Source organism: Roseibium sp. AWQ4_290 (genome assembly GCF_056160985.1).
Map to the genome: position 1 here is coordinate 44,761 of NZ_JBSWYG010000007.1, position 18,810 is coordinate 63,570.

Sequence of the window (18,810 nt, forward strand, 5' to 3'; positions counted from 1 at the left end):
TTCGGGGTTTCTCTGACTTCGCAGCAGTTTAGGAAGCCAAAATTAGAAAATTGTGCGCTGCAATGCGAGCCCCATTGCGTGGCTGACGCGCTTAAAAAAACGGCATCTTTCACGGGGGCGAGGCGGAACGGGAGTGGTCTTTACACGTCGGGCCGTAGCGGCAGGCCATCCTGAGAAGTCTCCTCCGGTACCCCATATTCTTCAGCCTCGTCCTGTCTTTCTTCAGCCATATAAAGATCGAACTTGTCCTGCGGCAGGCTGAGCCGGTTGGCCAGACAATAGATCCCGGCCGCCAGCAGGCTGACGGCAACAATATCAGGCCCGAGGGGCAAAAGGCCGGTGCCGCCGCCAAAGCCCCCCAGATAGGACAGGAGCACAAGTCCGGCCAGATAGGGCACCAGCCAGGCAGATTCCCGCCAGTCGAGCCGGTCAAAGCCGCCCTGGGCATTGCGGATCAACATAAGACCCAGGCCGAGGGCGAGGCAGATGCCCAGATGCAGCATGGTGCTCCAGCCACTCCAATAGATGATCAGACTGGCGACCACAAACGCAAGGCAGCCTGTGACGGGGGCGGCTGGAAGTGTGAAAGCCCGGGGCACATCGGGCAGCAGCCGGCGGAAGGCCAGGACCGCAACCGGTCCAACCACGAAGGACAGCACGATGGATGAGGTGTTGAGTGCCAGCACCTCGCGAAACGGCAGCAGCACGAAGAAAAGGGCAGCGACTGCGAAATTGACCAGAAGGGCGAACAGCGGCACGCCCCGCTCTGACAAGGTTTCCATGAATTTGGGAAACAGCCCGTTCTGTGCCATGGCCAGACCCAGACGGGCATTGGAGCCGACGGAGACAAGGCCGGAGGCGAAACTGGAAATCCGGGCGCTTGTGTCCAGGATGCTGACGATCCAGAGCGCTCCAACTGCCGTTGCAAGGGAGGCCATGGGCCCCAGATCTCCGGAAAAATGCAAGGACGCCCAGCCTCTTGACAGGTCCGCCTGGTCCAGGGCACCGAGAAAGGCGAGTTGCAGACCGCCATAGATCAGCAGGCAGATCACCAGGCTCAGGATCAAGGCGAGCGGCACATTGACTTTCGGGTTGCGGGCTTCTCCAGCCATGTCGATCACATGGCGGAACCCGATCAGGGCAAAGATGACGCCGCCGGTGGAAATGGCAGAGAGAATGCCTTTGAGCCCTTCAGGGGCAAAACCGCCATAATCGCTGAAATTCCCGAAGCGGAAGTCCGAGCTCAGGATGACGGAGGCCAGCAGGGCGGGTACGATGATCTTCACCCAGGTGAGGGCCGTATTGAGCCGGACGAAGAAGCGCACACCGAAGGCGTTGAGCACCGTAAACAACAGCAACAGGAGACAGGCAACCCCAAGCCCCCCGGCCGACAGGTGCCCGTCCGCGCCATAGAGCCATGGGGCAAGGCTTTTCGAATAGCGCAGCACCGCCTCGACCTCGATGGTCGCGGTCGTGTTGTAGCCGATCCATGCGGTCCAGCCCATGGTCATGGACACGACCGAGCCATGGGAGAAATGCGGCACCCGGCCAATGCCGCCGGCAACCGGCAGGATGGCGGCGATTTCCGCAAAAGTGGCTGCCAGCAGCAGCATGGCAACCCCGCCGATGACCCAGGCAAGCAGCGCAGACGGGCCTGCGGCCTGAGCGGCCAGAAGTGGCGCAAACAGCCAGCCGGAGCCCAAAATGCCGCTGATGGCGACAAAGGTCAGGCCCAGCAGCCCGATGCTGCGTTGCATATGTGCCAAGATAACCCCCCGGATCCTGAACGGTCTTGCCGGGAAGCTTACCTGATTGGATTTCCTTTAGGGAAGAGCTGTTGGACACCTGATCAGGCGGGTGTGGGAAGGGGGCAGTGCTCCTCTCCGCCGCACCGCTGTCTGGACGTGTCTTCCGGCTGCTTGCGTCAGATGCTGGCGGCCTGTCGGATCGCGGATATATTGCCCGCATAGCTGTCCACCGAACCGCCCTTGAAGACGGCGGATCCGGCCACGAGCACGTTGGCTCCGGCTGCGGCGACAAGGGGGGCGGTGTCCGGCGTCACGCCGCCATCGATTTCCAGATCAATCGGCCGGTCGCCGATCATCTGCCGCAGACGCCGTGTTTTCTGCACCTGGGACGCAATGAATTTCTGGCCGCCAAAGCCCGGATTGACGGTCATGACCAGAATGAGGTCCAGCCGGTCCAGAACATATTCGATCACGGTTTCAGGGGTCGAGGGATTGAGCGAGACGCCCGCCTTCTTGCCCAGGTCCCGGATCGCCTGCAAGGAGCGGTCGAGATGGGGGGTGGCTTCCGCGTGGATGGTGATGATGTCGGACCCGGCCTTGGCGAAGGCTTCCAGATAGGGATCCACCGGCTCAATCATCAAATGGGTGTCGAAGAGACGGTCCGTGTGGGGCCGCAACTTGGAGATCACATCCGGGCCGAAGGTGATGTTAGGCACAAAATGGCCGTCCATCACGTCCAGATGGATCCAGTCGGCGCCAGCAGTGACCACATCCCGAACTTCCTGGCCGAGTTTGGAAAAGTCCGATGCAAGGATGGACGGGGCGATTTTGAGGTCACGCGGCATGTCTGGCTCCCGGAAGCTGGGCGGGCCGGGCAAGGCCGAAAAGGTCCTGAACCGGCCGTTCTGAATGTGTCAGCGCGGCTACCACGGGCGGCGGGCCGATTCAAATCCTTTTTCCTGTGGCAATTCCATTTGAGCGCCCGAGCGGCGCACTCCTGTGTGCGGACAGAGGTTACAGCCGCCCGGTAATGGCCAGGTAGCGGTGGTCCGGTCCTTCAAAGCCCAGGCTTTCAACCTGGATCAGGATGGCAAAAACCGGCGGAGCCTCCGCCGGATAGTGGGTGATGATCCGGTCAATCCGGTAGGAGAGCGGACAGCGGCGGCTGGCGGGCACGCTTGTGTCCTGATTGAGCAGCCGCTGGGTGCCGCCCTGTTGAAAGGTCAGCCGGAAACCTTTCACCGCAGCGCCATATCCGGCGCACTCCGCATTTTCCAGCGGATATTCGGCAAGGGTCAGTTCCATGGGCGTGTCCCCGGGCAGCTGCGGAAAACGCGGGGCAACCGTCATGTTGTGTGGCAGGGAGCTGAGTTCGGAGGGCGGATTGTGGGCCACGGTCTTGCCTTTTCCGGAGATAGCCTTTGCTGCCAGCAGCCCCTGGGCCGTCTCAAGATTGGCGGCACGGGCGGCCTTGAGCAGAGCCTCGGGATCATATCCCAGACTGTCGTCGATCATGTCCCGGCGGCGGAACGGGGACGGCTTCACCCAGCTGTCCCCGATCACATCGAGAACAAAAATCTCCGAATAGGGAAAGCCGGAGCCGTCCTGAATGCCGTATTGCTCAAAGGCGAAAAAGGTGCCGGTCGCATTGAACCCCAGAACCCTGACCCCGGCAGTGTCTCCGGCCGCCGCGGCAAGGGACGACAGCACCAGAAGAACCGCACCGGCCAGGCCATTCAGACCCGCGTGTGCGATCCGGTTCAAAGGGGTGAAATCTGCAGGCATATCCGTCTCCTCTTGTCAGGGCCGTTGGGCCTTTGCAGGAAGACTAGCCGGAAGACACTAACTGCAAGACCCGTCTACATCACAGATTTGGCGTTTTGCCGGCAGTAGATCCGCACAAAAGGTCTCATCAACATGGGAAGAAGATAAATCGGGAACTGCCCGACGGCGAACCAGAGCCAGGTAAATTCCGGGATTGTGCCGCCAAAGGCGGCGACCATCAGCCCCATGTTGCGGGTGCCGCAAGTATGGGCAATGGCATAGGCATCTTCCCGCGTCGCGGGCGAAAACAGGGCGAGCGACAGGGCGATCTGAACAATGGCCAGGCAGAAGGTGAGGGCGGTGACGGCCAGGGTGAAGAGCGGTTTTGACCAGAAACTGGCCGCCACCCCGTCCATGGCGGCGATCGCGAAAATCAACAGCAGCAGCACATTGAGCCCGCCAATATGGTCGGCGCTGCGCTGAAGCCTGGCAGCGCCTGCCAGCTTGCGGATCAGGGCTGCGGTGAGAAAGGCCCCGGCCAGGAGCACGGAGAGCTGCGCGGCGAGCCCGCTGACGCTGAGCGGCAGGGACGGGCCGAGCATCAGGCTGCCGATGAACGGAGCGGTGAGCGGTGTCACGATCAGGGCGGCGACCGAGAGGGTCAGACTCAAGGTGCCGTCCAGCCCCAGCAGATAGATAAAGGCGGGGGACGCCATCACCGGCGGGGCGGCGGTGGAGATAAAGAGGGCCAGAACGATATCCGGGCTGCCGGGGGCAAGATCCAGCGATCTGATCAGGAGCAAAACCAGAAGCGGGGCGCCCAGCATCATCCAGGCCAGCGCAGCCAGCAGAAGGCCGGGCCGTTTCACCCGCTGTTTGACAGCCGCAAGATCCACTTTCAGAAAGGCCAGGGTCAAAAGGCTGAAGACAGCCAGCGCCAGATAGGGGCGCAGATAGGCGGACAGGGCCGGCAAAGCGATGCCGATAAACAGGCTGACGGCCAGAGCCGCCGTTCCGTGGCGCCCTGTAAAGGCCAGTCCTGCGCCCAGGTGTCGAATCATGCGGTCAGCTTTCTGGTTTGAGGTTCAAGAGTGATGCGGCAAAAGCGCGCTTTGGGCAAGCAGCGCGGCTTCTGGCGCATGCGGGGCCATGCGGTGCGGGCGCCGGTGGGGACGGGCAAGGTGATAATACAGGGGATAACGCAGACTTTCAGGGCGCAAACCGAATGGTGGCAGCCGAAATTTTGGAATTAGCGTACGCATTGAACTAATCTTCTGGAACCGCAACGTGAAGCAGGACGAGGCGGGCTGGCAAGAACAAGAAGACCGGTACCATCTGGACAGTTGCCTCCGGCCGGTGCCTGGCAAAGTGATGAAAATACTCAACGGTCCGCTGAGATCCTTCGATATTCTTGTGCTGGGCGCCGGTATTGCTGGCGTGGCGGCTGCTCTGCACTTGCGCCGCTTGGGTGTGAACGTGGCCCTGATCGACCGTAAACATCCCGGGCAGGAGGCCTCGTTTGGCCATGCCGGGATCGTGAAGGGCAATGGTTTCGCCCCGCCGCCGCTCCCGAGCCGCCCCTTGCAGGTGTTGACCAGCCTGAGTGGCCAGTCCTGTGCGGCATCTGCAGACCTTCCAGCACTCTACCGGCACAAGGACTGGCTGAAAGCCTATCGGGAAGCGGGCAAGGACAACGGGCTGGAGGCATATTCACGGGCGGTCGCGCCGCTCAGGGCGCTTGCTGTGGAAGAGCATCAGGCCCTGGCAGAGACGACCAATGCCCACCGCTACTATCGCAAAGGCGGCTGGCTGCATCTGTTCCGCGGCAAGGCATCCTGGATACAGGATGAGATCGAGCGTCATTATGCGCGGGTGTTTGGCGTTCCCTATGACGAACTTACAGCGGATGGCATTCATGCGCTGGAGCCGGGGCTGACGGCGTCTGACCGCAAGGGGGTTTACTGGCCACAGAGCTGTTCAGTTTCCGATCCGGGTGCGGTCACCGATGCGCTATGGCGCAGTTTTGTTCAGGAAGGCGGCAGCTCCATCCGGGGAGATGCCCTGACCTTGCAGCGGCAGGGAGGCGGCTGGGTTCTGGAAAGCGAGCGCGGGCTTGTCTTCGGGGCGGAAACGGTGGTGGCGCTGGGGGCGTGGTCGCCGGATCTGCTTCAGCGTCTGGGTGTCACCTATCCCTTTGCCATGCTGCGCGGCTATCACATGCATTTTCAGCCCCGGACCGGGGGCACCTTGTCCCGGCCTGTGGTGGATGCTGATCACGGCTTTGCCCTGACGCCGACCGAAATGGGCATCCGCCTGAGCACTGGTTTTGAACTGGCAGAGCGGGACGCCCCAGCAAATCCGGCCGTACTGAAACAGGCCCGGCGGCGGGCCGATGATCTCTTTCCCCTCGGCGATCCGCTGCAGCAGACCCCCTGGCTGGGCACTCGGCTCTGCCTGCCGGATTCTCTACCGCTCTGCGGGTCCTGCCCAACGATACGCGGTCTTTGGCTCAACACCGCCCATGGCAATGACGGCTTCACCCTGGCGCCGGTCCTGGGCCGCCTGCTGGCGGAGCAGATCGTGGGCAAGGCGCCGCTGCTGGATATGAGCGCCGTCGCTCCGGTCCGGTTCGTGTTCAAAAGCGCCTGCTGACCCGGCCGGGCCCAATGGCATAAACCTGCACTAAACCCCCCAGAGGAGCGGCCTAAACTTTCGTTCAAGGCCGGGTTTATAAGCCTTTGAGCTATGGCAGGACGGACCTTTGCGGGGCCAGATCAGAGCCAGCCGGTGCTTCAGCCGGTGCTGTGATCTGACCTTCAAGCAAAGGATGACTTTCCGATGAAAACACCGTTTACCTCTTCCGCCATCACCTTCTTTTCCGTCTCCGGCCTGCTGGCAAGTATGGGCGTGGCGGCGGCCGCCGTCTCTCTGGGCGACAGGCTCGGCACTACGGAAGACGAAATCCGCGCTGCCTTGACCGCGCAAGGCTACCAGGTCCAGGACATTGAAGCCGAAGACGGCGAACTGGAGGCTGAGGTCACGCTGAATGGCCAGGAGATGGAAGTGGTCGTGGATGCCTCAACCGGTCAGGTTCTGGAAATGGAGCTGGAGACCGCAGATGAGAATGAAAAAGACCGCGACTGACATCTGACCTGAGCCTGCCCTGGCCGGATCTCCCGTGATCTGCTGCGGTCCCGCCGGCCGGGGTGCCCTGGTCCGGGCAGGGCGGGCTCGCCTTTCCCCAAAAACCATGTACCAATTCTGAGGGGCTCTGAGTCGGATCACGGCCCGGATGAAGACACGGATTATGACGCAGGCCATGACTGGCCATGCAGAGGAGATACCATGCCTGCCTTTTTGCGCCGGAACGTTGCCTTGCCCTGGCTGCTGGTCGGGCTGCAGGCCCTTTGTGTCCTGTTTCTTGTCAGTGAAGAAGCCTCCGATCTGTTTCTGGGAGGTCGCCCGGCTCCGGTTCTGGACAATGACCTGATTGAGAATCTGGTTTTGGCCGTGCTGGTCGTCAGCCTGGCCGCGTCGGCCTTTCAGGTCCGCCGGGTGATGGGGCGGCAAAAGCGCCTTGAAAGTCAGGTCCGGATTGCGTCCGGCGCCTTTGCCGGCATGCTGGAAGAGCATTTTGAAACCTGGGCGCTCACCCCGTCGGAATGCGACGTTGCCATGCTCTGCCTCAAAGGGTTTTCCATTGCGGAGATTGCCGGGATTCGCAAAACGGCGGACGGTACGGTCAAGGCCCAGTGCAACGCCATCTACCGCAAAGCCGGGGTGAGCGGGCGGCCGCAGCTGTTGTCCCTGTTCATTGACGAGCTGCTGCATGGGGGTGTTCTGGAGGGGGCCGGAAGCGGTCAGTCAGGCCCGGGCGGGGCTTCCGGCAACGGCCGGGCGGACCGGCCAGACGCGCTCAGTCCTGCCTGATGCGCCCCCGGCCTGTGTGACGGACCTATCTGTCAGCTTTCCCGCAAAGGCAGGGCAACCGTATCCTTGACCGTATTGACCACGATCCGGGACTGGACATCGGAGACGAGCGTATTATCCAGCAGCTTCAGGCGGAGGAAATTATCATAGGTCTTGATGTCATCGGTCACCACCTTGATCAGGTAGTCGACCGCACCGGTGATGCGTTCGCAGGTGACCACTTCCGGCCAGTGATGGACGAGCTTGTCGAAGGTTTCCATGTTTTCCCGGCTGGGCACAGCCAGTTTTACAAAGGAATAGGCAACAAAGCCGAGACCGACGGATTCCCGGTCGATAATGGCTGTAATCTGCCGGATTATGCCCTGTTCCTTGAGCCGTTTGATTCGCCGCCAACAGGGCGTCTGGCTCATTCCGGCCTCCTTGGCAACTTCGGCAATGGACAAGGACGCGTCTCGCTGCAAGACTCGAAGAACTCGAATGTCTGACGGGTCGAGGAGATTTTTTTCGGTCATGGGCGGTTTTGAGAAATTTTATGCGGCTGGAAGGGTATTGGCCGTGACGATAGCACAGAAATTGCCTGTGAAAAGGATGATATTTATCCAAAGAACGGTTGCCCGGAGGCGCGGCCGTCAGGAATGACGTTTCAGGAGGGAGCCGCATGAACGTTCACATGCCCGCGAAGAGCCAGCCCGTGACTTTGGAGGACAAATATGCCGCAACCGATGGGCAGGTCTATCTGACAGGCATACAGGCCCTTGTCCGTGTGGCCCTGGACCGGGCCCGGCTGGACAGACAGGCCGGGCTCAAAACCGGCGGGTTCATTTCAGGCTACCGTGGCTCGCCGCTGGCGGGCTATGACACGGAACTCATGCGGGCCTCCCGGCATCTGGACCCGTCCGAAATCGTTTTTAAACCGGGTGTGAACGAGGAACTGGGCGCTACAGCGGTCTGGGGCAGCCAGAAGCTGCGCGGGGAAGGTGGCACGGGCCGGGACACGGCATATGATGGTGTCTTCGGCATCTGGTATGGCAAGGCGCCGGGGGTCGACCGGGCCGGGGATGTGCTGCGCCAGGCCAACGCGTCAGGCACGGACCGCAATGGCGGCGTACTGGCGCTTGCAGGCGATGACCATCTGGCAAAATCTTCCATTCTGCCCGCCCAGAGCGAGTTTTTCTTCCAGCACGCCGAAATTCCGGTGCTCAATCCGGCGGATATTCAAGAAGTTCTGGATTACGGCCTGCATGGGCTGGAAATGTCCCGCTTCACCAGCCTGTGGAGTGCCCTGATCTGTGTGGCCGATACGATGGATGCCTCCGCGACCATCAACATTTCCCCGGACCGTCTGCGTCTGGTCCGCCCGCTGGAAGGCGATCCGCGCAAGGATTACCGGCAGAACCGGGATCTGCTTCTGGGCAACCGGCTGGAAACCGAGCGGCTGGTGCGCGATCTGCGCATACCGGCGGCGCAGAATTATGTGCGCACCAATGGCCTCGACCGGGTCGCTTTCGGAACCCGTGGACAGGTCAAGCTCGGCATCGTTGCGTCCGGCAAGGCCTATCGGGATTTGCTTCAGGCCCTGAGCCTGATGGGCATTTCTGAAGACCGGGCGAAGGCCTTGGGACTGGCCGTCTACAAGGTGGCCATGACCTGGCCGCTGGAACCGCTGGGCTTGCGCGACTTCGCGCGCGGAGCCGAACGGCTTCTGGTGGTCGAGCACAAGCGGGCCTTCATGGAGCCGCAGATCAAGGAAATCTCCTATCACTGGCCGGAGATGAGCCGGCCGGAAATCTGGGGCAAGCGGCGCCCGGACGGGGAAGTCTTCCTGTCGGATGTGCTGGAGCTGTCGGTGGCCGAACTGATCAAGGGCCTGATCGGCTGGTTGCCGAAAGATCTTGTCTCGGACGACATGGCCGATGTGGCCAACCGGATGACAAAGCAGGTCATGTGGGCCCAGGGCCACGCGGAGCGGGCCGCCCGCATTCCCTATTTCTGCTCTGGCTGCCCGCATTCCACCTCCACCATGACGCCGTCCGGCGCCCGATCCCTGCCGGGGATCGGCTGCCATGCCATGACGGAATTGGCGGGCCGGACCACGGAAGGCCAGATCGCCATGGGCGGCGAGGGCGTTCTGTGGGTCGGACAGCAGCCCTTTTCCGGCGACAGCCATGTTTTCGCAAATGTGGGTGACGGCACTTATTTCCATTCCGGCATTCTGGCTATCCGTCAGGCGCTCGCCTCCAAAGTACCGATCACCTACAAGATCCTCTACAATGACGCAGTGGCCATGACCGGTGGGCAGAAGGTTGACGGCCAGCTCACCGTGCCTCAGATCACCCGTCAGCTTGAGGCCGAAGGGGTTGAGCGCATTGCCGTTGTGGCGGAGACACCGGAAAGTTACGGTTCCTGGAGCCCGCTGGCGCCAGGCACCAAGGTGCACCACCGGGACGAACTGATGGATGTGCAGCGGGAGCTGCAGTCGTTCAACGGTGTCTCGGTGATCGTGTTTGATCAGACCTGTGCGGCGGAAAAGCGCCGCCGCCGCAAGCGCGGTCAGTTCCCGGATCCGGACAAGCGGCTGTTCATCAATGACCGGGTCTGTGAGGGCTGCGGCGACTGTTCCGTGCAATCCAATTGCTTGTCCGTTGAGCCGCTGCCGACGCCCTTTGGCGAGAAGCGCGTGATCAACCAGTCGAGCTGCAACAAGGATTTTTCCTGCATCAAGGGGTTCTGCCCGTCCTTTGTGGAGATTGACGGAGCGGCCTTGCGCAAGCCGAAAAAGGCGGAGGTTGATATTGATGCGCTGGTGGCGGGGTTGCCACAGCCAGAGCTTGCCAGCCTTGCCGAAACCCGCAATGCCCTGATTGCCGGGATCGGCGGTATGGGCGTGACCACGATCAGCGCGGTTCTGGCCATGGCGGCCCATGTGGATGGCAAACAGGCCTCGACCCTGGACATGACCGGTCTTGCCCAGAAGGGTGGACCTGTGACCTCCCATGTGCGCTTTGCTGCGGGGGACCGCTCCATTGAAGGGCCGCGTGTGCCGACGGCGAGTCTCGACCTTCTGATCGCAAGCGACATGGTGGTGGCCACCAATGCGGATCAGCTGGCCTTGGCCCGGCGGGGGCATACGCTGACGGTTGCCAACACGAAGGTTGCGCCGACGGCCGAATTCGTCCTGAAGCAGACCCTTTCCTTTGACGAAAAGCGCATGGACACGGCGCTGCGGGAAGCCTCCGGCGCCTATCTGCCCGTCAATGCGGTGGAGATTGCCGAAAAGCTTCTGGGGGATGCCATTTTCGCAAACATGTTGCTGGTCGGCATGGCCTATCAGAGCGGTGCCTTGCCAATGTCTGCCGAGGCGGTCGAGACGGCACTGGAGTTGAACGGAGCGGCTGTTGCCAGCAACATCAAGGCGTTCCGTGCCGGGCGGGTTCTGGCGGCCGATGCCGGAAAACTGCTGTCGGCGCTGCCGTCCGAGGCACCGCAAAAGACCTACAGTCTGGACGAAAAAATCGCGCTGAATGCGGAGGAACTTGCCGCCTATCAGGATTCGGCTTATGCGGGGGCCTATCAGGATCTGGTGGCCAAGGTGAAACGTGCGGACGAGGCCCATGGTCCCGGCACGATGCGGCTGACCCGGACAATTGCAGACATGCTGTTCAAGGTCATGGCCTATAAGGATGAATATGAGGTGGCGCGCCTGTATTCAGACCCGTCCTTTGCCGCAAAAATCTCTGAACGGTTCGAAGATCCCAGGAAGGTCCGGGTTTATCTGGCGCCTCCTTTCCTGGCCCATCGCAAGGATGCCAAGACAGGCCGCCCGGAGAAAATCGCCTTTGGGCCTTGGGTCTTCCGGGTGTTCAAGCTGCTTGCGAAGGCCAAGGGACTGCGTGGCTCCTGGGCAGATCCGTTCGGGCGTACGGCGGAACGCCGGGCCGAGCGGGCGCTTCTGGTCCAGTATACTGCCGATGTTGCCGAGATCGTCAAACGCCTTCCGGGCAGCAAATACGGGCTCCTGGTCGAATTGGCCCGGGTGCCGGACCTGGTGCGCGGTTTTGGACCGGTCAAGGAGGCCAATATGAAAAAGGCGGCGGAAAAACGCCAGGGCCTCTGGGATCAGCTCAGCCGGTCCGGCACAGGCGGTGGCGACAGCGATGCCGATACGGCCGTCTATCTGGAAGCGGCGGAATAAGTAAGGCCGGAACGCCCGGTCCTCTTCAAGAGGGGGGGCAGGACACCGGCGCAGGTTGCGCCGGTTTTCGGATGCCTGGCCGGTCTGCCCATAGAGAAGCTGCAAGTTTGGCAAAGTAACCTTCGATAAAAGTTCTTTCTTTCCTTCTTTTGCGGCGACCTGCCTCTGGTCTGATCCGCACCGCAAGGCTCCGCAGAGTGCGGGGCTGTGCAGTCAAAGCAGGTGAGTCCATCTGCGAGAAGAGCCCTAAACTGGAACGCGTTATCTTTGCAGGCGTTGGACCAATCTCACCCAAGAAGACCCTATTCGATCGGGAGAGGAGAGCGTTCAGCAAGGAGCGTGTCGCAGGCCAATGTGGGGCCTCGTCCAAGGACACTATCGACGCGCGACACGGCGGCACGCTTTCATGGCGTGGCCTTCGGTGGGTCTTGTTTGGTGAGGTTGGTGCAAATCCCTGATCAGCTTTGGAAATTGACGTTGCGGCTTCCTGTGAGGTTCGAAAAAAAATTCAATCGGATTTACAGTTTTTTTCCTCTGTGCGATCGCAGGGGCAGAGCTGGTGGAACCAAAAAATAATTCAATGAAACAGGATCTTGAGCCGGGTCATTCGGATGCATTTAGAATTTTCCATAAATTTTGAACAAACACGATTACATTTCCAGCAATCCTCTTCGGTTCTTTTTTAAATCTCGGCTCCATTTTTCTGCGAGCGCCTGGCAAAGGCACCACCCGTGAGAACTGGTATCTAAGAATGACAGAAGCGTTGAAAACAGAACTGGTAAACTTTTCAGAGCTTACCGGTGAAGCTGGAAGCGCCCGAAAGGCAGAACTGGCCCGGCATGTGGCCACCTTGTTCGCTCTGACGTCGGAGCGGTGCTCGGACGAGCAGGTCGGGATCTACGATTCGGTTCTGTTCCGCCTGGTCGATATGGTGGAAGCGGAAGTCCGCCGCTATGTGTCCGATCAGATGGCGGGACTGCGGCGGGGGCCGAAAGACACGATCCGCCGACTAGCCGATGACGACATTGAAGTGGCGGAACCGGTTCTCATGCGCTCCAGCGTTCTGAGCGACGAGGATCTCGTCAAGATTGCCGAGAAGCGCGGGAATTCCCACTGTTTTGCCATTGCGCAGCGCGAAGAGCTGTCTGAAACCGTCACCGACGTTCTGGTTCAGCGGGGCGACCTGACGGTCAAGCGCAAGGTGGCAAGCAACGAAGGGGCAAGCTTGTCGGACGCGTCTTTGAAGACCCTCATCAATGACGCTGCGTCCGATGCGACCCTGCAGACCTTCCTGAGTGATCGCGATGATCTGGCCGAAGCTCATATTTCAAGCCTCGTTGCAATCGCAAGCGACGAAGTGCGCAAGAAGCTTCAAGAGGCTGGCCGGGGAGAAGAAGCCGAGCGGCTGGGCGAGGCGGCTGACATTGCCGCACAGCACATGTCCAACCAGTATTGGCTTGGACGTTATGATTTCGAAAAGGGCGAGGCCCGGGTTCAGTTGCTGGCCAAACGCGGCATGGTCAACGAGGCCGCCCTGCGCCGGTTTGCCTCCGAAGACCGCTTTGCCGAGGCCGTGGCCACCTTCGCCTATATGGTGGGGGGAGAGGTTATCGACCTCAGCCACTGCATGGTGAGCCCGAACACGGACACCTTTATTGTTCTGGCCAAGGCGTCCGGGTTCTCGTCGATTTCCGTCAGCGCCCTGTTGTCCATCGGTCCCTGGCGCCACCGGCTTACCCCGGAAGCCCGCAGTGAAGCGATGGCTCTTTTCGGCCGCCTGACCGTTGGCGAAGCCAAACGCAGGATGGCCCATTGGGACAAGAGGGTTGTCGGCTGACGCGCTGCTCCGATAGACTTTGATCGAGCCCCGGCCTTGTGCCGGGGTTCTTTCGTTTAACCTGATCTTCTTTAAGCGGCCACTCCCGAGCCTGGTTCTGGCCCGCAGCACGCTGCGGTGAAGCCAGACCTCTGTCTTGTGTCCGGGGACACCTTATAAATTGCCCTAAGGATTTTTTCTTGTCCGTTTTCTTCAAAACGCGACCGAACCGTGCTTAAAGGCAAGGTGTATTAAGTGCAGTTCCGGCACAGGTGACGGGGCAAACGGGGCGGATATGCAGGTTTCTTTTTTTCTTTCGATCAAGCAAATAGGTCTGGGCACCAAACCTGCTCCACGGGTTGTCCTTTTGCTGGGACTGGCTTTGGCGCTGCTGCTCGGGGGCGCGGGCTTGCAACTGCCGGTCCAGGCGCAAGGTCTGACAAGTATCGTAACAGGTGCGGCCAGCGGTCAGGTCGGGGAGAAACAAGAGGGCAAAGACAGTGATACGGCGGCGGGACCCCAGACAGAAGCGGGCAAGGACACCGCGTCCCCGCAGGCGGACCCGGTCTCGGAAGACAGCCGCAGCCTGTTGCAGGATGCTGATGCATTCGTGAACAAGGCGGTTGCCGCGCGGGACGTGTTCCGGGACATCGTGAAAGAAATCCCGGTCATCCATGAAACCATGCTGACGACCTTGCTCGTGCAAGGGGAAGACCAGGGCTTTGGCTGGATCCCGGCAACACTTCTGGACATTGCCGCGGGCGTGATTTTCGGCCTTCTGGCCATGATCCTGCTGGCCCGCTGGGGGCGGCGCCAGTTTGCGGGCATGTACAAGAGCGATGTCTATACCCGCTCCGACAAGATAATCTATCTCTATTTACGGGCGCTTTTGATGATCGTGTCCGTGGCGCTGTTCTTTGCTGTTGCCGTGCTTGTCTATCTGCTGGCCGGAAGCGGGCTGAAGGCAGCGAACCAGACCGCGCTTGTCGTGCTCGGCGTCCTCTCCGCGTTTCTGGTGCTGCGCATCATATTTCTCAATCTGCTGGCCCCAGACGCGGACAGCCACCGGCTTTTGAACCTTTCCAGCGCGGAGGCGAAAAGCCTCTACCGGGCGCTGCTGGGCGGCGGAGCTGTTTCGCTGGTCACGGTTGGCTTCTGTGTGTGGATGGACCGGCTCGGCCTGTCGCAGGATGCCCACAAGATCGCGCTGATCGCAGCGTCGGGCCTGACCATGGTCATTCTGATCGGGATCTCGGTCGTCTACCGCAAACTGATCGCCCGGCTGATCCGGGGGCGCACAGAGGGCAAGGCGTCAGCCTGGCGCAAGCTGCTGGCCAATCTCTGGCATTTCATTGCGGTTCTCTATTTCGTTCTGGCCTGGGGCATTTCCGCCGTCCGCATTCTTCTGGACTTGCCAGATGCCACGGGTCTGGTCGCGGCGCCGCTGGAGGTGATGCTGCTGGCGGCAATTGCCTATGGCACCTTGATCCTGCTGATCGACAAGGTGTTGCTGCCGCGTCTTGATACGGCAGAGCAACAGGCAAAGATCGCAGAGGACATTCAGTGGGCGGAAGACAGCGGTGGCACCAGTGATGACCCGGAAGCTGCACTCGCCCAGGCCCGCGCGGAGGCGGCTGACCGGGAGGCGCAGCGCTCGCCATTCCGGGATCTGTTCGACAGGGGCGCCGGGATCATCGTGTTCTTCGGCTCGATTGACCTTCTGGCGTCCTGGTGGGGTGTGCCGCTTGCGGGCAGCGGCACCCTGATCGGCTCCTTTGTAGAGGTGCTGCTGGTGACATTCCTTGGCTATATGGCTTACGAGTCGGTCAAGATCGTCATTGACCGGCAGATTGCCAAGGAAAGCCCGGCGGAGCAGGACGAAGAAGTTGAAGTGGGCGGGACCGGAGAAAGCCGGATTGCGACCTTGCTGCCGATTTTCCGCAACTTCCTTTTGATCACCATTGTCGTCATTGGCTCCATGGTGGTGCTGTCGGAACTCGGAGTGAATATCGCACCGCTCTTTGCCGGGGCTGGTGTTGTTGGGCTTGCGGTTGGGTTTGGGGCGCAGACCCTGATCCGGGATATCTTTTCCGGCGCCTTTTATCTGCTCGATGATGCCTTCCGGAAAGGGGAATATATCGATATCGGCAGCGCCAAGGGCGTGGTGGAGAAAATCTCGATCCGGTCCATGCAGCTGCGCCATCACCGGGGCGCGCTGACGACCGTGCCATTTGGGGAAATCCAGCAGGTGGAGAATTTCTCCCGGGACTGGGCGGTGATGAAGCTTGCCTTCCGGGTCACCTATGACACGGATGTGGAGAAGATGCGCAAGCTGATCAAGAATTTCGGCAAGGAACTGCTTGAAGATGAGTATTACGGGCCGATGTTCCTGGCACCGCTTAAGTCCCAAGGCATCATGTCCATGGAAGATTCTGCCATGATTGCCCGGGTGAAATTCACCACAAAGCCCGGCAAGCAGTTTGAATTGCGCAAGATCGTCTATGCAGGCCTGCGGGATATGTTTGAGCAGAACGGCATCAAATTCGCCCACCGTCAGGTCACGGTGCGGGTGGCCGATGCGGAGGGGGACGGAGACGCACCGGAGCCTGCGGCAGGCGGAATGTCATCCGAAACCGCCAGAGCTGCCGTTAAGGCGGCCGTTCAATCCGCTGCGGCAGGCGGGGCGGCCGGTGTCTTCGACCCGGACGAGGCCAATGGCGGGGCGGGGGATGGCCCGGTCTGAGCTTGATCTTCTGGGGCAAAGCTGCGGACGGGCGCCTCTTTGAAACGGCGCGCGCATTTCCGTGGACCTTCCGCCTGAAATCCGATAACGGTCCCGGCACAAGAAGAAAACGGGACCGGAATGCGGATTGGATTTCAGGCAGGGGCGATCAACGAGCGCGGAATGAGCGTTGCGCTCTATGACTATGCGCTTGGGGTGCAGACCCATCTCGGTCACGAGGCCTTTGTCTACTATTCCGAGGCGGGCAGCGATCCGGCAGTGGTCGAAAAATTCAAGGCCTCGCTCACTCTTATTCCCGTTGCGCCCGGCCAGGGCGGGGAGGCGGCCAGCGAACCGCACAAGCTGGATTTTTGCTATTTCATCCGCGACGGCCGGGTCCGGCCGCTGAATATCTGCGCGGACCGGACCGGAATTCATGCGGTGTTCCGGCATTTTGAGCCCCATGGGGATGTCTATGCCTATGTGTCCGACTGGCTGTCGGACTGGATGACCGGGGGCAAGGCGCCTGCTGTGCCGCATATCGTGGATCTGCCGGAGGCGCAGGGCAGCTTACGGCCGGAACTCGGCATTCCGGCCGATGCTTTTGTCGTTGGGCGCTATGGGGGCTTTGACCAGTTCAATCTTCCCTTTGCGCTTGAGGCTGTGAAAGAGGCGCTGGACAAGCGCTCCGATCTTTATTTTCTCTTCGTGAACACTGAGAAGTTCCTCGACCACCCAAGGGCGCTGTTCCTGCCCCCGGTTGTCGGGGCGCAGGACAAGGCCCGGTTCATTGCCAGTTGCAATGCGGGGCTCAATGCCAAGAAAATCGGCGAGAGCTTCGGTCTCGCAATTGCCGAGTTCCTGCAATTCGGCAAGCCGGTGTTCAGCTGGGCAGGGGGCATGGATCAGAACCATGTTCAGATGACCCCGAAGCGGGACTGGATATACCGGACAAAGCGTGGCCTGACACGTCTTCTGACCCAGTATCAAACGGATCAGGGGGATGCGGATCTGGCCAGAGGCGCTGTGGCCGGGTTCAGGCCTGAAGCCGTCATGAAGCGCTTCGAGGCTGCGTTCCTGTCAGGGGATTACTGCGCGGATGATCTCAGCCTCTCCAGCAGCTTCAAAGCAAGGCGCTTTGTGGAAGAAAAGCTCATGCGGGCCCGCTTCAGGCTCTGGAAAAGCCTTTAAGAGGGGTGGCACGGCCCGGAACGGACGAAGACCATGATTTACGACTGTTTTGTCTTTCACAACGAGTTTGATCTTCTGGAGATCCGCCTTCGGGAGTTGGGTTATCTCGTTGACCGGTTCGTACTGGTGGAGGCGGACCAGACCCAGCGGGGCACGGCCAAACCTTTCTATTTCGATGAAAACCGGGAGCGGTTTGCCCCCTGGGCCGACAAGATCATTGACCTTCAGATCCGCTTTCCCGAAGAGCTGCCGCCTGCGCTCGGGGTTTACAAGACCCGGCGGAAAAAGGACTGGGAGCGGGAGAATTACCAGCGCAATTGCATTGCCAGAGCCCTGGAAGACAGTTCCGGCAGCGACCTGATCCTGCTCTCGGATGTGGATGAGATTGTCCGCGCGCCGGTGTTAAAGGAGGTTCTGGACCGGCAGCTCTACAAGGGCCGGGTGCTGGTGTTTGAGCAAAGCCTGCACAAGCACCATCTCAATAGGGTCGTGCCCGGCAAGACCTGGCTGCTCGGTTCGCGCCTGCTTGAGTACAAATACCTGACAACACCGCAGCAGCTGCGCCGGACCAAGGCGCGGATGACTAAAAAGACCTATATTCCCGGCGTTTTAACGCAGCCTTTGCTCCGGTTCCGCAACAACAGCCTGTCCGGCATCAGCCGTCCGGTCCGGATCGTCAAGGATGCCGGCTGGCACTTTTCCTCCATGGGCGGGCTGGAGGCCTTCCAGACCAAACTGGCCTCCGTTGTCCACGGTCAGACCGTCGACACCAGCGACATCCGCCAGCTTTATGAGCGCGAATTGACCGGAACCGTGCTGGTGGATCTGGGCACGCTGCCGGCCTGCGTCCGGGACGGAAATTTTGATCACATGCTGGCAGTGTCTGACTGAGGTTGCAGCATGTGTTAGCCGAGCCGGTGGCGGGGATTAGCGCCGGGTGCGGTCTTGATCGAGGCGGTGGCATGGGCCGCGTTACCTGGGGCACTCTGGTCCCCCGGGTGGCGCTCAAGCAGGATCACCTCAGCGGAGCGGACCGGTCGCGCGGCGGATTTCCTGTAGCGGCACCGCGCCAGATCCTCCCGTGAAATCCCGAGATCCTGCAAAACACTGTCAGGTTCATAGGTCAGAAAGCGGGCCCGCTCTCTTTCAAAACGCAGCCGGTCTCTCCAGTCAGCCCAAAGGGCTGCTGCAAAGCTCAGCAGGTTGACACTGTGAGCATGTGGAACTGATTTCACGGGCGCTCCGGTTTCGATGTGAGGCATGGGAAACTGCAAAACAGTGCAGTCATCGGAAAGATGATGCGACTTTTCTGAAAATTTCGAGGCAGTCATGGACTTTCAAACCCTTCATGTGACCGGGTTTTTAGGACTATGCCCAGGGGGCTTTCAAAAGTCGAAGGAGAAGTTTTCTGTCTCGTGTGAGAAAAATTCACAAGATAGGGTCGCGT

Annotated in this window: 13 protein-coding genes and 1 pseudogene; 8 read left to right on the forward strand and 6 right to left on the reverse strand. The window is 60.6% G+C overall.

Features of this window, described 5'->3' with window-relative positions:
• Positions 1-140: 140 nt before the first annotated feature.
• The 4 genes from ACXAH0_RS08735 to ACXAH0_RS08750 all read right to left on the reverse strand — a co-directional run bounded on the left by ACXAH0_RS08735 (position 141) and on the right by ACXAH0_RS08750 (position 4,573).
• Entirely contained in the window at positions 141-1,757 is a 1,617-nt protein-coding gene (locus ACXAH0_RS08735; protein ID WP_475190624.1) for an APC family permease, read from the reverse strand.
• A gap of 167 nt (positions 1,758-1,924) precedes the next feature.
• The gene (gene rpe / locus ACXAH0_RS08740; RefSeq protein ID WP_475190332.1) at positions 1,925-2,593 is read right to left on the reverse strand and encodes a ribulose-phosphate 3-epimerase; all 669 of its coding nucleotides are present in this window, start codon (positions 2,591-2,593) and stop codon (positions 1,925-1,927) included.
• Positions 2,594-2,762: 169 nt separating this feature from the next.
• A complete protein-coding gene (locus tag ACXAH0_RS08745; protein ID WP_475190334.1) occupies positions 2,763-3,533 on the reverse strand; it encodes a DUF2259 domain-containing protein in 771 nt (256 codons plus the stop codon).
• A gap of 74 nt (positions 3,534-3,607) precedes the next feature.
• Entirely contained in the window at positions 3,608-4,573 is a 966-nt protein-coding gene (locus ACXAH0_RS08750) for a sodium:proton symporter (protein ID WP_475190337.1), read from the reverse strand.
• A 310-nt stretch (positions 4,574-4,883) separates the two neighbouring features.
• Here ACXAH0_RS08750 and ACXAH0_RS08755 point away from each other — a divergent pair, with 310 nt between their 5' ends.
• The 3 genes from ACXAH0_RS08755 to ACXAH0_RS08765 all read left to right on the forward strand — a co-directional run bounded on the left by ACXAH0_RS08755 (position 4,884) and on the right by ACXAH0_RS08765 (position 7,442).
• Entirely contained in the window at positions 4,884-6,164 is a 1,281-nt protein-coding gene (locus ACXAH0_RS08755) for an NAD(P)/FAD-dependent oxidoreductase (RefSeq protein WP_475174303.1), read from the forward strand.
• Between the two features lie 186 nt (positions 6,165-6,350).
• Complete coding sequence (locus ACXAH0_RS08760) at positions 6,351-6,656, forward strand: PepSY domain-containing protein (RefSeq protein ID WP_475174305.1); 306 nt, start codon at positions 6,351-6,353, stop codon at positions 6,654-6,656.
• A 201-nt stretch (positions 6,657-6,857) separates the two neighbouring features.
• Positions 6,858-7,442 (forward strand): helix-turn-helix transcriptional regulator, encoded by a 585-nt coding sequence (locus tag ACXAH0_RS08765; protein WP_475174307.1) that lies wholly within the window; start codon positions 6,858-6,860, stop codon positions 7,440-7,442.
• A gap of 32 nt (positions 7,443-7,474) precedes the next feature.
• On the opposite strand, the gene ACXAH0_RS08770 is transcribed toward ACXAH0_RS08765, so the two are convergent.
• Positions 7,475-7,954 carry an Lrp/AsnC family transcriptional regulator gene (locus ACXAH0_RS08770; RefSeq protein ID WP_475174309.1) on the reverse strand — a complete coding sequence of 160 codons (480 nt, stop codon included), beginning with the start codon at positions 7,952-7,954 and terminating at the stop codon, positions 7,475-7,477.
• Between the two features lie 146 nt (positions 7,955-8,100).
• Here ACXAH0_RS08770 and ACXAH0_RS08775 point away from each other — a divergent pair, with 146 nt between their 5' ends.
• From ACXAH0_RS08775 to ACXAH0_RS08795, 5 genes and pseudogenes are all read left to right on the forward strand, one after another.
• Positions 8,101-11,634 carry an indolepyruvate ferredoxin oxidoreductase family protein gene (locus ACXAH0_RS08775; protein WP_475190338.1) on the forward strand — a complete coding sequence of 1,178 codons (3,534 nt, stop codon included), beginning with the start codon at positions 8,101-8,103 and terminating at the stop codon, positions 11,632-11,634.
• A 751-nt stretch (positions 11,635-12,385) separates the two neighbouring features.
• Positions 12,386-13,471: a DUF2336 domain-containing protein gene (locus tag ACXAH0_RS08780; protein WP_475174311.1), complete on the forward strand. Its 1,086-nt coding sequence runs from the start codon at positions 12,386-12,388 to the stop codon at positions 13,469-13,471.
• A gap of 274 nt (positions 13,472-13,745) precedes the next feature.
• Positions 13,746-16,193, forward strand: coding sequence for a mechanosensitive ion channel family protein (locus tag ACXAH0_RS08785; protein WP_475190340.1), 2,448 nt, complete (start codon positions 13,746-13,748; stop codon positions 16,191-16,193).
• Between the two features lie 120 nt (positions 16,194-16,313).
• Positions 16,314-17,363: a glycosyltransferase family protein gene (locus tag ACXAH0_RS08790; protein ID WP_475174316.1), complete on the forward strand. Its 1,050-nt coding sequence runs from the start codon at positions 16,314-16,316 to the stop codon at positions 17,361-17,363.
• Positions 17,364-17,378: 15 nt separating this feature from the next.
• A pseudogene (locus tag ACXAH0_RS08795) lies at positions 17,379-18,254 on the forward strand (hypothetical protein); the annotation flags it as partial.
• Positions 18,255-18,268: 14 nt separating this feature from the next.
• On the opposite strand, the gene ACXAH0_RS08800 reads toward ACXAH0_RS08795, so the two are convergent.
• Complete coding sequence (locus tag ACXAH0_RS08800; RefSeq protein ID WP_475190644.1) at positions 18,269-18,598, reverse strand: hypothetical protein; 330 nt, start codon at positions 18,596-18,598, stop codon at positions 18,269-18,271.
• Between the last annotated feature and the right edge of the window lie 212 nt (positions 18,599-18,810).

Excerpts from the sequence above, each read along its gene's own strand:
- ACXAH0_RS08735 (WP_475190624.1), bottom strand. The coding sequence starts at position 1,757 with ATGCAACGCAGCATCGGGCTGCTGGGCCTGACCTTTGTCGCCATCAGC.
- rpe (WP_475190332.1), bottom strand. The coding sequence starts at position 2,593 with ATGCCGCGTGACCTCAAAATCGCCCCGTCCATCCTTGCATCGGACTTT.
- ACXAH0_RS08745 (WP_475190334.1), bottom strand. The coding sequence starts at position 3,533 with ATGCCTGCAGATTTCACCCCTTTGAACCGGATCGCACACGCGGGTCTG.
- ACXAH0_RS08750 (WP_475190337.1), bottom strand. The coding sequence starts at position 4,573 with ATGATTCGACACCTGGGCGCAGGACTGGCCTTTACAGGGCGCCACGGA.
- ACXAH0_RS08755 (WP_475174303.1), top strand. The coding sequence starts at position 4,884 with ATGAAAATACTCAACGGTCCGCTGAGATCCTTCGATATTCTTGTGCTG.
- ACXAH0_RS08760 (WP_475174305.1), top strand. The coding sequence starts at position 6,351 with ATGAAAACACCGTTTACCTCTTCCGCCATCACCTTCTTTTCCGTCTCC.
- ACXAH0_RS08765 (WP_475174307.1), top strand. The coding sequence starts at position 6,858 with ATGCCTGCCTTTTTGCGCCGGAACGTTGCCTTGCCCTGGCTGCTGGTC.
- ACXAH0_RS08770 (WP_475174309.1), bottom strand. The coding sequence starts at position 7,954 with ATGACCGAAAAAAATCTCCTCGACCCGTCAGACATTCGAGTTCTTCGA.
- ACXAH0_RS08775 (WP_475190338.1), top strand. The coding sequence starts at position 8,101 with ATGAACGTTCACATGCCCGCGAAGAGCCAGCCCGTGACTTTGGAGGAC.
- ACXAH0_RS08780 (WP_475174311.1), top strand. The coding sequence starts at position 12,386 with ATGACAGAAGCGTTGAAAACAGAACTGGTAAACTTTTCAGAGCTTACC.
- ACXAH0_RS08785 (WP_475190340.1), top strand. The coding sequence starts at position 13,746 with ATGCAGGTTTCTTTTTTTCTTTCGATCAAGCAAATAGGTCTGGGCACC.
- ACXAH0_RS08790 (WP_475174316.1), top strand. The coding sequence starts at position 16,314 with ATGCGGATTGGATTTCAGGCAGGGGCGATCAACGAGCGCGGAATGAGC.